This is a genomic window from Fodinibius halophilus (assembly GCF_011059105.1).
Taxonomy (GTDB): domain Bacteria; phylum Bacteroidota; class Rhodothermia; order Balneolales; family Balneolaceae; genus Fodinibius; species Fodinibius halophilus.
Window position 1 is genome coordinate 75,385 of record NZ_JAALLS010000020.1, and the last position, 13,430, is coordinate 88,814.

The 13,430-nt window shown below is 39.8% G+C and carries 11 protein-coding genes; 5 read left to right on the forward strand and 6 right to left on the reverse strand.

Going from position 1 to position 13,430, the window contains the following annotated elements:
- Nucleotide 1 precedes the first annotated feature (1 nt).
- The 3 genes from G3569_RS14190 to G3569_RS14200 are packed head-to-tail and all read left to right on the forward strand — an operon-like array spanning nt 2 to nt 4,635.
- Nucleotides 2–1,129 carry a S8 family peptidase gene (locus G3569_RS14190; RefSeq protein WP_165270306.1) on the forward strand — a complete coding sequence of 376 codons (1,128 nt, stop codon included), beginning with the start codon at nt 2–4 and terminating at the stop codon, nt 1,127–1,129.
- Nucleotides 1,126–3,339, forward strand: a complete 2,214-nt coding sequence (locus G3569_RS14195; RefSeq protein ID WP_165270308.1) for a hypothetical protein — start codon at nt 1,126–1,128, stop codon at nt 3,337–3,339. Before G3569_RS14190 ends, G3569_RS14195 begins: the two co-directional genes overlap by 4 nt.
- A 15-nt stretch (nt 3,340–3,354) precedes the next feature.
- Nucleotides 3,355–4,635, forward strand: a complete 1,281-nt coding sequence (locus tag G3569_RS14200) for a hypothetical protein (RefSeq protein ID WP_165270310.1) — start codon at nt 3,355–3,357, stop codon at nt 4,633–4,635.
- Nucleotides 4,636–4,812: 177 nt separating this feature from the next.
- Here the strand turns inward: G3569_RS14200 and G3569_RS14205 are convergent, their stop codons facing one another.
- Nucleotides 4,813–5,394 (reverse strand): hypothetical protein, encoded by a 582-nt coding sequence (locus G3569_RS14205; protein ID WP_165270312.1) that lies wholly within the window; start codon nt 5,392–5,394, stop codon nt 4,813–4,815.
- Between the two features lie 197 nt (nt 5,395–5,591).
- Between G3569_RS14205 and G3569_RS14210 the strand changes: the two genes are divergently transcribed.
- Nucleotides 5,592–8,777: a choice-of-anchor D domain-containing protein gene (locus G3569_RS14210; RefSeq protein ID WP_165270314.1), complete on the forward strand. Its 3,186-nt coding sequence runs from the start codon at nt 5,592–5,594 to the stop codon at nt 8,775–8,777.
- 110 nt (nt 8,778–8,887) lie between these two features.
- Here G3569_RS14210 and G3569_RS14215 read toward each other — a convergent pair whose 3' ends face one another.
- Nucleotides 8,888–9,514, reverse strand: coding sequence for a hypothetical protein (locus tag G3569_RS14215; protein ID WP_165270316.1), 627 nt, complete (start codon nt 9,512–9,514; stop codon nt 8,888–8,890).
- A gap of 975 nt (nt 9,515–10,489) precedes the next feature.
- Here G3569_RS14215 and G3569_RS14220 point away from each other — a divergent pair.
- Nucleotides 10,490–11,035, forward strand: coding sequence for a YceI family protein (locus G3569_RS14220; protein WP_165270318.1), 546 nt, complete (start codon nt 10,490–10,492; stop codon nt 11,033–11,035).
- A gap of 154 nt (nt 11,036–11,189) precedes the next feature.
- Here G3569_RS14220 and G3569_RS14225 read toward each other — a convergent pair whose 3' ends face one another.
- The 4 genes from G3569_RS14225 to G3569_RS14240 form a co-directional block, all read right to left on the reverse strand.
- Nucleotides 11,190–11,528 carry a carboxypeptidase regulatory-like domain-containing protein gene (locus G3569_RS14225; protein WP_165270320.1) on the reverse strand — a complete coding sequence of 113 codons (339 nt, stop codon included), beginning with the start codon at nt 11,526–11,528 and terminating at the stop codon, nt 11,190–11,192.
- A gap of 103 nt (nt 11,529–11,631) precedes the next feature.
- Nucleotides 11,632–12,027 (reverse strand): hypothetical protein, encoded by a 396-nt coding sequence (locus G3569_RS14230; protein ID WP_165270322.1) that lies wholly within the window; start codon nt 12,025–12,027, stop codon nt 11,632–11,634.
- Between the two features lie 37 nt (nt 12,028–12,064).
- Complete coding sequence (locus G3569_RS14235; RefSeq protein ID WP_165270324.1) at nt 12,065–12,526, reverse strand: hypothetical protein; 462 nt, start codon at nt 12,524–12,526, stop codon at nt 12,065–12,067.
- A 207-nt stretch (nt 12,527–12,733) separates the two neighbouring features.
- Nucleotides 12,734–13,297 (reverse strand): cupin domain-containing protein, encoded by a 564-nt coding sequence (locus tag G3569_RS14240; protein ID WP_165270326.1) that lies wholly within the window; start codon nt 13,295–13,297, stop codon nt 12,734–12,736.
- Nucleotides 13,298–13,430: the final 133 nt, after the last annotated feature.

Below are 13,430 nucleotides of genomic sequence, written 5' to 3' on the forward strand. Positions count from 1 at the left end.
AATGAGTGGTACAAAAATCAGAGATATCACGCGGGTTTTAAAGACGGATGAAGAGATTCCTATTCGAACCGGAGTTCCAAAACGGGAGGGTGATGAAAACAAGAAAGGAATACTCTACCCCGGTTTTGAAATAAAGGTTGTAGAAGAGTGGAAGGGCGAAGAAGTTAACGGAAACGATCTGTGGTACGGGGATAAAAATGGGGACTTTTACTGGAGCGGGTGGTTTGAAGAACGAGAAGAAAAAGATCTTGAATTTAAAGCTGTAGATCATGCTTGGGATTGGTGGCAAACAAAGTATAGCATTGATCAAATATGGGACCAATATAATATAAGGGGAGAACAGGTTACTATCGGAATATTAGATTCAGGTATTTGGAAAGGTAATGTGTTTGAAAATTGTGATATAAAGGAGAGAAATTATATCACCGACAATGGAAATATAAGTGATGATACCGGGCATGGAACGCAAGTAGCAAGCATTTTGGCTGCTTACAGTAATCAGATGATTGGAATTATACCCAAGGCAAAATTTATTATTTGTAAAACGGTCAATAGAGATCAAAAGGACCCTGCAGTTTTTGAAAAAGCGTTAAAAGAACTAAAGGACGAGGGAGCTGATTTTGTTGTAATGAGTTACTCGTTTTATCGTAATAAATTGCCGGATACATTTGAGCAAACGATCAACAGTTTGGACAAAACCTTACTTATTTGTTCTGTAGGTAACTTGAAAATTCGTCATCGGACTAGTAATAAATATCCTGCCTCTTTTGATTCTACTATTGCGGTAGGGGGAGCAAACAAAAAGAATAAAGTACATTCAGAGTCTTCGAAGTCAGATCATATAGATGTATTAGCACCGAGTGAGGATATTAAAACGGTTCTGCCAAGTAATTCTCAGGAGCTGTTTAAGGCACAAGGTACCAGCTTTGCTACTCCTATTGTGGCCGGTGTACTCGGGTTAATGTTATCTTATTGTCGTTCAAAAGGAGAAGAGATAGAGAAAACGAAGCTAAAAGAAATACTACGTAGTACTGCGGATAAACCTGCCCAGGCTGATCCAACACTATACGGGCATGGTATTATTAATCCGTTAAAAGCAATGGAACAACTAAATAACTATTTGTCATGAGATACCTATATATAGCACTTATTTTATTAGTAAGCAGCAATGCTGTTGCCCAGAATATTTATCATGATACTCAGCGTTTAAGCGAATATGCTAAACAAGGTAAATTTACTGGTACAGATACTACTGGGATATATGTCTATACACAAATTCTAAGATCATATTTGCCGGAATCTATAGCAGCAGATACCAGTCTTGGTCCGAAGGAGATTATAGACGAATTTATGAACTCTCAAAGTGAGAACCATAATCCCATTTTAAGTAAACGTCTTCGTGATTTAGATGTGCAAAACAATGTATTCAGTGATCTGTTGGATCCAGAAAAGTTACCGCAAGTAAGAAAAGGTGCAATGGAAGCGCTAGGAGGATTCAATGTAACCACCATTGCCGATGGAGTTGCTAAGTTTTTGGTTGAGCGGGCAAATAAAGAGTTAAGTATTGCCTTTTTCAGGCGGTTTAAAAAAGAGATCAATAAGAATGTTGAGTTGAAAAAACTATTTCCGGCAACAGTAGATCTTTTAAACCAGATAGACCCGATGCAATATCCGAATATGCTCAGCGCCTTAAAGAAGACAATCCAAAAAGATATTGCCAATTTTGTCACAAATATTGGGCATTTGGTTGAGGCTGATAAATACCAAAAATGGATTTCAAAACACGAGGATCTGGGATTTATATTAATCGGATTGGAAGTTGCCCAAATAGTATCAGAATTAACGAACGGTACACATCCCGCTGATGTGATTGATGGTTTGGGGCAGTACGAGAGCGCTAAAAAGGTTTCGGGGAATTTGGCGAATGCATTGCAAGTGGTTTCCTTGCTTTCAGCTAGCATCAGAGATTCTTCAGATGGAAGAGCCTATGCTACTATCCAAGAACTGGAAAATAATATTTTTAATGATGCAGTTGCTCGTGACATATTTTTGGGATTGCTTTACCAACGATCATTGCATATTACATTTGAAACTGAAAAAGGAAAAAAGGTCAACTTTGCAACAATTATTAAAAAGATTAGTGAGCTAGAAAAAGGTGGTGAAGAAATTAAAGCAATCTATCAAAACCTTCTAACCCATTTTTCAGAGGTTAAAAATAGTTTTAAAAATCTGAAAGATACTCCTAAGAGTGAACGGAATTATCATGATTATTATAGCTTTTTTGAGACGATCCCTAACTTTATTGAAGCAAGTTTACAAGAGGTCAAAAAAATATATTTGAAGTATGGTGAGGAGAAAAATCTCAAAAACTTTAGCAAAGAGATAGAAAAATATGTCCGTATAGCACGTAAAGGAGGGCAGGTTTATAAAGATATTAATGAAAAAGACTATGCTTTAGCTATAGTCAACTTTGTGGAAATATATGATTACGCAATCGGATCAAAAATAGAGACCGTTAATGGGGTACACGAAGAGTTGTTACAGGATTACGAACATTGTATTAATAATATTGCAGAGTGTACTGGACCTGCGCACAATGATATCACTGAATTGTTGAAGGAGGAACATGCCTATTTCGGAGACATCAGATTCAGCGATCTCGAGGATGATAAATGTAAGAGAAAAGCCTTGACCAAAAAACTCGAGACCTACTTTGAAGACCATATTTATCTTGATAAGAGAATGGGTGCAAAGATACTGAAGTATGGACTGTTTATTGCCAATGTAGCCCAAGCTGAAAACTCCGACCAGGTACAAGCGGCAATCAAAGCGGTAGTCTTACCGGCAGGAAGTTCAGTCATTAAAAGACGGTCACAATTTAATGTCTCTATTAATGCCTATTTGGGGGGCTTTTTAGGGCGTGAAATGTTAACGTCAAAAGAGAAATTTAAGCTCCATCCTAATTCTTTTGGGATGTTTGCACCAATAGGAATTAGTGGGAGTTTTAGTTTTAGTGAAAAAAACAAGAGTTCATTTTCACTTTTCCTTAGTATTATTGACTTAGGGGCTGTAGCAAGTATACGAACTCAGGACGATGTAGAGGAATTGCCGGAATTTACGCTTGAAAACATTATTGCTCCGGGAGCGTATGCTGCCTATAATATTAGGAATGTGCCTCTCACTGTGATGGCTGGAGCTCAGCTGGGGCCCCAGCTTCGAAAATTTGAAACGGATGAAACGGAAACTACGACCTTAACGGAGAGCAGTGTCTGGCGATGGCAAATAGCAATAACGGTAGATATCCCGTTATTTAACCTATACACAAAGCCATGGAATTAAATATGCCACAATGAGATGGGGAATCAATCAGAAAAAAAGCGCGATGCCATCATTTACGTGCCGGCACTGAGCAGGGAACATGGTAATGATTCCATAGGCGCAATGGCCAACAGGTTAGCGGGAGCGTTTGATCGTAATGCCGAGTCGGGACATACCAAGTTTTATGTAAAAAAAGAGGCAAGAGAAGAGTTCCGGGAATTTAATACCCGTCGCCTTACTATTGCACGTAAGGGCGACGATGATACTCCCGTTGCTGATCTTTATGAGCTGGATTATCGGGATTTACTGTTTTCCCCCTTAGAAAATCGAAAGCCCGTTGTTCATTTGCTTTCAATATTATGGAGCTGTCTGGGAATGTTTCCCCGACTTTTTAAAGGGATCGGGAGTACCAGGAAGACCAGCCTAGAGAAAGGGCAAGTATTCTATGGCTGGTTGATGGCTTTTATAGTATCATTTTACTTTGTCATACTTACCGGTGCCTTTTATTCAGTAGTCAGTGAAGGGCGTATCATATTTGAGAATCCCCAGCAGGTTGAAATAAGCCAAAATATAAAGAGTAACAATGGTGGTAATATAGTTGGGGCTGATTCTGTAAATGAGGTAAAGGCTGTTGCAGAAGATACCACAACCTCATCAGGAGAGCCCTCTTCCGGATTTTTCCATGTAGTTTGGCGCTTTTTGACTCTGCTTCCCTCTTTATTTGTATCGCTGGTTGTAGTATTGGCAGGGGTTGGGATGTTCTCAAAAAATGATTTTAAGAAGATGATCTCCGAACTGGGAAAGGAGCTGGCAGCTGCAGAAAATTACTTGTCAGTAGATGAAAAAAGGGGTAAAATACGCGGACAGTTTGCCACCCTGCTTGAACATATTTCAGAGAAAGAAGGGGAATCATTTACAGATTACGAGAATATCCATCTGGTCTCCTACAGTTTTGGATCTATTATCGCCCTTGATTCTCTTTTTCCCAATGATAGTCCTCTGGTACCCCGCTTTAAAATGATAGATACTTTGACCACAATTGGCACTCCTTACGATTTTATCAGTACCTACTGGCCCGAGTATTTCAAGAATCGGATGCAGTACGAGGGTACGCCCGGGGCATGGATCAATATTTATATGAAATCAGATGTCTTTGGCTCCAATTTTATCGATTCAAAAACGGGAGAAACCTCCGGTATTGAATTTCATCCCGAATATAGATTCGGGATGAAATTTCCAAAGCACCGGATACAAATCGTTTGTCGGGGCCGAACAGATCACTCAGAGACTACGGTTGGTTTAACCGGGTTAAGCTGATCGGCTTTCAGACACATTCTCGTTATTGGGAAGGGGAAGCCGGACACGACGTGAATAGTGTAGATATTCTGGTGCAAGAGCTTTATAAAAATGATTCAACGTAAGGTATCTGCCTATTGGAAAGTTGCATTTCGATATTTTCAGATCTTAATACCTGATATCTTTAGCTCGATAGAGTCACATCGCTCCCAGGTTCATACCTGCCCATTTGGTAATGAATAGTAAAAACAGAGCAATGACAACCACAGCGTGAAACAGTCTGCTTCGAATAAAGACAAGGCAAATAAATACCGAAAAAATAAGAATATTTGGTATCTGGTCTATAATACTGGTTAATGGATCTATTCCGGCGATTATTAGATATATTGATTGCTGTGTAATGATAACAAATATGAAGGCAGCATAGAGCGACCAAAAGTAGGGACTATTCTTTTTGTAAAAACGTTGCAGGTTAAGTCCCTCCTTCTGGATCTTATCAGGTAATACGGCGGCACTCACAAAAAATAGTAGAATCAATTGTGTAACCAGTGGAATGAAACCGATTAAATTTTGATAGTAGGTTTCATCGCGTAGGCTGTAAAATCCCCACCATACATTAAGTACGGTCAAAAGGACAAGCAGGGCAGTAGTAAGGGGCAACCAATCCCAGTATACTTTCTTTCGGTTACGCAACAGGCGGTGTACACTTTTGGCAAGATCAGCTACGGCCAAGCCGATTATTACTGACACCAGCGGAAATATATATTCGAAAGGAGTCATGCCGGGGAGTATTTACTAACAGCTGCTTTCGACTGTATACTTTACTGCTTTTCAAGGGCAGTAGCAAGTGGGTTTCATCCACGGTAAAAATGTTAAAATACAGGAAGGAAAATACCGATAAGATTATTTGTAAGGATTACCATTGGAAAGGGTCATACCTATAGTATTAATTAACACTACCAAAAGAGAGTATAATTATGCCCTGTTTAAATATTTCTACCGGTCTTTTTATTAATAGTGATCCCTCATTGCTATGGAAAAGTGCAAATACCACAGAGTCATCTCCCAATGGTACCACAATAGAATTAGAAAATGGCGGGCCCAATCCTGGACTTACAATTTCTCATGGGGGAGATAATCATTTTTTTCAATTATTTCCTTCTGCTCAGCTACATTTTATACGCTTTGGTACTCCGGCTAATTATATCTTGGTGCTTGATGTACGAAATAATGGTGATCGTTTTGTTACTCTGGTAGATACGACAACAGTTTCAGGAGTAGATACTGAGCAAGTAATGTTTGTAAACGAACCTTCAACAGTGGGATTGCCAGTGGTGCACAAGAGTCCCGGTAGTGGGAGCGTTTTTTTCTCATATTCGCCCTCCAATTCTGGTACAATTAATAACATTTCGATCAGGCGTAGCGATAATGGGGAGGTATTGTGTGGCGCTGTACCATTTTCGTCATCGATGCAAGTTACCGCCGAAGCAACAGATACTCAACTGTTAATTAAAGAGGGGGGGAGCACAGTAAGCGCCTGTGATCGACCTGCCCCGGAATGTGATGTGATCCCTGATACTCAGACGTTTGATGATGCGGTATTGGGATCGGGAGTTGATCCCGCATTAATTACTACTACAAAAACTTTTAAGATAAAGAATGTAGGTTCTGATTGTATGGAGCTAAACAGTATTACTGACTCAGATCCATTTTCCGTGGCTTCTACGTCTCCCTCTCTGCCTGTTACCTTGGATCCTGAAGAAGAAGTTGACGTAGAGGTCCAGTTTGCTCCGTCATCATTAGGGAATTATGACGAAACTCTAGCAATTAATCCTGTTCCTGATAACGGAGATACAGAGTTGCATTGTGAGGCAGAAGCTCGAGAAGCTACAGTATCAGTTTCACATGCTGGCACCATTTCGTTTGGTCGTGTGCTAGCCGGCACATCGGATTCCAAAGAACTGTCAATTACAAATAACGGAGAAGCAGATATCGATTTGGAACTCCCGGGCTCTTCTAGTGGTCTTTTTCAATGGTCAGCGCACAGTGCTACAATAAGTCCGGGAGATTCAAAGGAGGTTCCGATTACATTTTCACCTGCCACGGAAGGAGATTTTAGTGAAACGTTGAATTTTACCACCAATGCTGATGACAGCCCACATTCGGTAAATCTTGAAGGAGCGGGCTGTGTACCCAACGCCGAGATAGATGTACAGGTCCCCACAGGGCCGTCGATATCATTTGGTGAGGTCCAACAGGGTTTTCGAACAGTTCGGATTATTACTGTCAGAAACAATGGAGATGGACCTCTGAATTTCGATGTACGCATTCAGGGTACGGATGCGAATTTGTTTGGCCTCCAAACAGAAGGGGACTCTGTAACCAGTCCTTCTGATAATTTATCTTTAACAGTGGCACCTACGGACCCTTGTGGTGGGGGTACTGCAGGATCGGGAGAAATAGTGTTTGGTGTAACCTTTTTTGCAGATAGTTCACCGGGTGGCTTTAACGCTGAGTTGGTGATAGAAAATCATAACGCTACAAATATTGCAACAGATCCAATAACCCACAACTTAGAGGCACAAATTATTGAAGGGGTTAAAACGGATGTTGAGCTGGTTACCGACCGATCTGGAAGTATGGCAGAAACTTCCGGGGCACGCAACAAAATGCAAACAGCCATGGATGCAGGAGAACTTTTTGTTCAATTGGCCCGTCCGGATGTGGAAGATCGTATTGGATTAATTCGATTTAATGATACACCCGAAATTGTTCCTGGTTTCGGCATCCAAAATGTAACATCGGCCAATCAAGATACCATTGCCAATGCATTTAACAGTTCTAATTTCAATCCTTCCGGTACAACTTCAATTGCAGGTGGTGTGCTTACCGCTTATAATAATATTGATGATAACCCTCGTTCTCCTGTGCCAGAAGAGCTCAATACGTCGGTTGTGGTACTTACCGATGGTAAAGATAATACCCCCTATACCAATCCGGCTGATGGGGAGACCTATACGCTCATCGGTGAAGATGGTACGGAACCACTGCCAACTACTGCCGATAAGCAAATATATGCCATTGGAATAGGTGATAACATTGACAATGGGAGATTGGGAGAACTTGCTCAGGGTAGTGGTGGGGAGTTCTTACATGTTAATAGTTTTACAGGGACAGCTTATTTTAAGCTGGAGAAACATTTCACCCAGATCTATATGGAAAGTGTAGACCTGGCCATAATTTCTGATCCCGTATTTGAAATTGAACCCCATGAAACTCACTCTATTCCCTTTGATGTCTTGAAAGGAGATGTAAGTATTATGGTAGTGATCTATGATCGGGATGGAATTCGAATACCATTCTATTTGAAAACTCCTTTAGGAGAAATTGTAGAACTCAATAATATCCCACCACGTTTTCAGCTGCGTTCTGGAATTACAAAAACTGCCCGGTTTATGGAAGTTAATATGCCGGAGGGAGAGCATCATCGTTATGCGGGAGAGTGGCAAGCAATTATTAAACATGACGGGGAGGCTTGTTTCCATCCCGGAAGTAGAAATAGAAGTGTTGATGTCACACATAGGAACGAAACTAATGATGGAAATGAGTTATTTGAATTTGGGTTTAAGCCTACCTATAAATGTACTGAAAATGAAAATCCGGTTATGTACGGAATAGCTATTGGCGCTGGATCCAATTTCAGAATGCGTCCCTTTATTGAGCCCGGCGTTGTCAAAGTTGGTGAGAGCATCAGACTAAATGCTGTAGTAACAGAATTTGGTTTGCCGGTATTGGATTGTACGGTTACTGTGGAGGCAATTGCCCCGGATGGAACCACTACACATCATACGTTAAAGGATGACGGGAATCACTTTGATGATGAACGGGACGATGGTAACTATGGCAAAAAGTATAACTCGACGAATCAAGAGGGAACCTATGAATTTATTTTCAGGACGAGAGGATACAGCCGGGATGGAGAACCTGTTAAACGAGAAGCCGTACGTTCTAAATATGTAGAGGGGCGTATACCATTGATTCCAGAAGGGGATAGTCAGGGTTCGTTAGAAAAGTGTTGTAGCAAGATGGGACGTTATCTTCGCATTATGGCAATACTTCTTGTTATCCTGATAGCATTATTAGTCTATAATATTTTGGGATGATATTTTAGCACGAAATATTATCAAGAATAATGAGTATCCAAATAAAAAAGCCCTCGGCACAATATTGAGCCGGGGGCTTTTAAATATATTCGTTCTTAAAAGGAATCTCGTTATTCGTTTTGATTTCGTGAGGTCAAAATATTAAAATCTTGGTTTGAAAGCTCCATTTCCTGGATAGCAACAGCTTCTGATACCCAAATATAATTGGGAGCTTCAACTTTAAATTTCAGCGGCAGGGCACCATTACTGGCCTTCATAAAAGTACTCCATCCTCCAAAATTATGATTCTTAAACTTTTTAGGATTTACTGAGATATCAGGATTATACCAGTAGGTGGTTTCATCGTGCTCTGTTTTAATAACCAGCTTATGGCAGGATCTCCCCATTACCTCTGTTTTCTCGGTACTGTGCTCAACAGAAATAATTTCACTCACCCTTTTTTCTGCTTCAACCGCAATGAGCTGCTGATTATTTGGGCTGCGAAAGTAATAGGTGTTGGTTTTACTCTGATACAGTTGTCTGAGTGTACCTTCTTCATCATAGGCATGATAATTCTCGGAATTGATGAAAAAGTGCTTTTCTGTACCAAAGAACTTTTTCATTTTTTTGGTGATGTCTTCACCGGTTTCCGGGCTCTGGAACTGGTAATCATAGGTTATTTTCCCGGTAAAATCGTTTGTTTGACCCATTAATGGCAGAGAAATAGCCATTAATATAATAGCTAGCAGATGCTTCATATATCGATATTTAGTAGTTACCCCTTATAAATTCTGCAAATCTTCTATTGCAGTAGTATGTCTATCCACCCTCAATACATCAAATTTCGATGATAAAAGCAAATGGTTTTAATTTTGATTGGCTTTCGTTTCACAGATCAGCACAGGACGGTTTATTTTTTTATAATCATAATAGCCCATTTGAAGGGGATATTTTGTCCTGTACTTATTTCAACAAGGTATAACCCTAAATAAATTGAGGCTGTAAGTCCAGTAGCGGTAATAATCGACTATCGATCACAGATGTGCCAACAGAAACCGGACCAAAGCTCCCTCAATAAATATACCCTGAATCTGTTTGCTTTTAAAAGCATCTCATTTACCGTCTGGTAGATCAAAATCTCCCGGAATAAAATGATCCTGTTCATCCTTCGGCCTCCGCTCAGAATTTCCTTATGCCAGTTGATTAAGAACTGTGAAACAAGCAAGAAATAGTCCCCTTTTGGTCATTGTCTGGATGACAAGCACTGAGTGTAATTCGAAGGGGGCTTGGGGGGATGTTTTAATTCATCTTATGGAAACCCCAGCCCCTCTATTTATTAAAAAACCACAAAAAGAAGTCTTCCTTTCTTTGGTCGCGTAGTATCTAAGGGATATCCTTTTATGCATCGAGTGGCTATGTCAGGGAGATCGCCGCGTTTCGTTTCACTTCTCTCGAGATGACAGACGTTGATAGAGCAAGAAAGAGTCCTCCTTTTGGCTTTACTGCTGATGGGGTAATAGATGAGAACCGAAGGAGGTGCAGCTATGGGCCTCGAAGTTTTAGCGTAGTGGCGGAGGATGATCACTGCCATTTCACTTATAGCGCGAGCGTCCCGCTCGTGCTATACTGTCCCACATTGGCTCTATCAGCCTCATAAATAATAGTTATTGAAGCCCAAACCGAGAAAGTGTATATTAGTTAAACATTAAATTAATTAATATAAAACAAAAGATATGAGTACAGCAACAAAAAAACTCTGGAAGATTGATCCCACACATTCTGAAATTCAATTTAAGGTAAAGCACCTTGTTATATCGACCGTAACCGGCAGTTTCGGGTCTTTCGAGGGGAGCTTGGAAGTTGATGGTGAACAACTTGAGGGAGCAGACATACAGTTTAAAGCGGATATTAACAGCATCGATACCAATAATGAAGACCGAGACGAGCACCTTAAGTCAGACGATTTCTTCAACGCCGAAGAATATCCGAAGCTGGCCTTTTCATCTACCGCTTTTGAAAAGAAAGGAAGCGACACTTACCGATTAATTGGCGATTTAACCATTCGGGGAAACACAAAAACGGTAGAACTTGAGGCTGTCCACGGTGGTACGGTACAAGATCCCTATGGTCAAACAAAAGCAGGCTTTGAAATTACGGGAACCATCAACCGAAAAGAGTTTGGCCTGGAATGGGATGCCGTAACAGAGGCCGGAAATATCGTAGTTGGTGAGGAAATAAAGTTACAGCTTAATGTACAGATCGTAGAACAGGAAGGGTAATATCTTTCCTATGGTTACACTTCAGCTCCTGCAGGTATTACACGTGCAGGAGTTTTTTATATTGAGGTTATAGAAATCTGGTGATAGGTTCTCAAGTCCCAATTTTCCGGGTATGATTTATCGTTATCCTTAAAGAGAAGGCGATTCTTTTATATTAATTCTCAGAGCGTGTCATTATGATATCTCTATAATGGCCATCCGTATCTTCAGGGATAGTGATCGATTTACTGTAGGGCTCAAAACCGTTTTTAGTGGCTTTTAACTCATATGTACCCGGCTCAAGATATAGCAGGTAGTCTCCATCGCTACTAGAAGTTGTTGTTTCTCCCCCCGCAGTTACGTTAGCAGAAGCGATGGGATCGGAACTACTGTCAGAATTTAATTCTAATACTTGACCGCTTAACAGGATCTCTTTTGTTGTTGAATCAGTTGATTTTGAGCATCCAACTGATAGAAAAAGTAATAAGATTGATAAATTGAGGAGTGATTTCATAAGAAATAAATATTGTTCCCGTTTCAAATAATATAGTTTAATGGGCAACAATTACAAATAATTGGTATCATTTGAATTATGATAAGGTAAGTTGCTTTAACAACTAGATACTGTCAATTATAATATTAGCCAGATGTTTCTTTATCTTCTTCATCCAGCAGCTTAATGAATAGTGACATCGAACTTTTAATGGTATAGTACTCTTTGGCCGAAAAAATAAAACCATGGTAAAAGCGGACCATGCAACTAATCCCACAGCCAGATCAAACCAATTGGGGTTTGCACCATATTCTATTAAGCTGAAAATCCCATAAAAGGGGCCCATCACCAGACCAAAGGCAGCTGCCAAAAATGTTTTATTGGCTTTATTAATTTGCTCTTTGGCAAATTCTCTATACTCGCCATTTTTAAGTAGTCGCTTATCTTTATACAGAAAAAACTGGGAAGTATTTTGGAGTCGTTCTTCAAAAAAATCTTTGATGATATCTTTTCTTCTCATAGATGCTTACCTGCTATTTTTAAATTGAGCTATTGCTTTATTCTTGATACACAATGTCTTTGTTTTGAGTGATCTTTTTAAGATAGTTTCTCAAGTTATCAACTTGCTCTTTGGTATGAAGGGGAAGCTTAATTTTCTCGGTTGATCCAATGCTATTTGTTAGTTGAATTTTATTTTTCTTTAGATTGACAGCAGTAATAGTGTCCCACGTATATTTTTTCTTGCCAAACAACGGTGAAGAATAGTTTGAATAGTTTTTAAGAAAAATACCCTCAGGGCTAATTTGTAGCTTTGGCTTTCTGCCAAGTCCCGGAAAGAAAGCAAAAGTAGCACTGCCCCCTACACCTATTAAGACATTCATCCAGTCAACCGAATTATCGTATTGGTATTTCATGATAATAGAACCGATAAAAAATCCCATTAAAAAAGTACCCAGAAAACGAATAATCTTTACATAAATCGTTTCGGTGTCCACAGTTAATTCAAAGGGTTCCATCATTTTCTCTTGGATATAGTGAAGCTTAAGAAGAATATAAACGTTGTAACTTCTAAGTCTTGTCTTTAGCAGACTAACTAGAAGCCAGATAATAAATCAGAAATAGAAATGCCAGTTATAGAGTTTTTAGCTTTAACCGATGCAGTTGTTATATAAATCCCTTCCCCGGGATGATAATAAACGTATATTAAAGGTATAGCAAAACGTAGACTAGTCACGATATACCACGCCATATTTACTATTAATTCGCTTCCAGTCTTCGCTACTGAGCTTTTGGGAGGGGGCTCCCGGTTTCACGCCTATAGCTCTGAAATAATTCTCAAAGCCGGCCGGGGTATATCCAAAAACCATTCTTAAATTTTCTTCACTCTCGTTGCGAAGTCCGTGCCACACCGTTCGGGGTACCAGGGCCATACTCCCGGCGGTTACTTTATACTCTTCATCCCCAAATGTAAATATCCCTGTCCCGTTTTCTATAAAGATAAATTCCTCTTCTGAGGAGTGTTTATGAACCGGAATCTCGTCTCCGGGACCAATATCTTCTGTTAAAAGCGACATCGTTTGTATCCCATTCTTTTGCTTGCCGATTTTGATGGTTACCCGGCCTTTTCGCTCCCCAATGAGATAAATTTCTCCTTCATCAACGTTTAGCAACAGGTTGGGATCAAAAGCAGCAGGTTGTTTTTGGGTTTGGAGAATACCGGTTAGCATACCACAAACACCAATGAATGTTGCTTTAGTAAGAAAATCTTTTCGACTAATTGAAGTATCCATGACAGCACCTTTGATATATTACGATTTATGGGAGCCGTCTTTTTAAATACTTTGATGAATGTTTATACAGTTAGATAACAACTAATCTAATAAAACGCCTGGAATTGCTACAAAAAAATGGACAGTGAGTTAA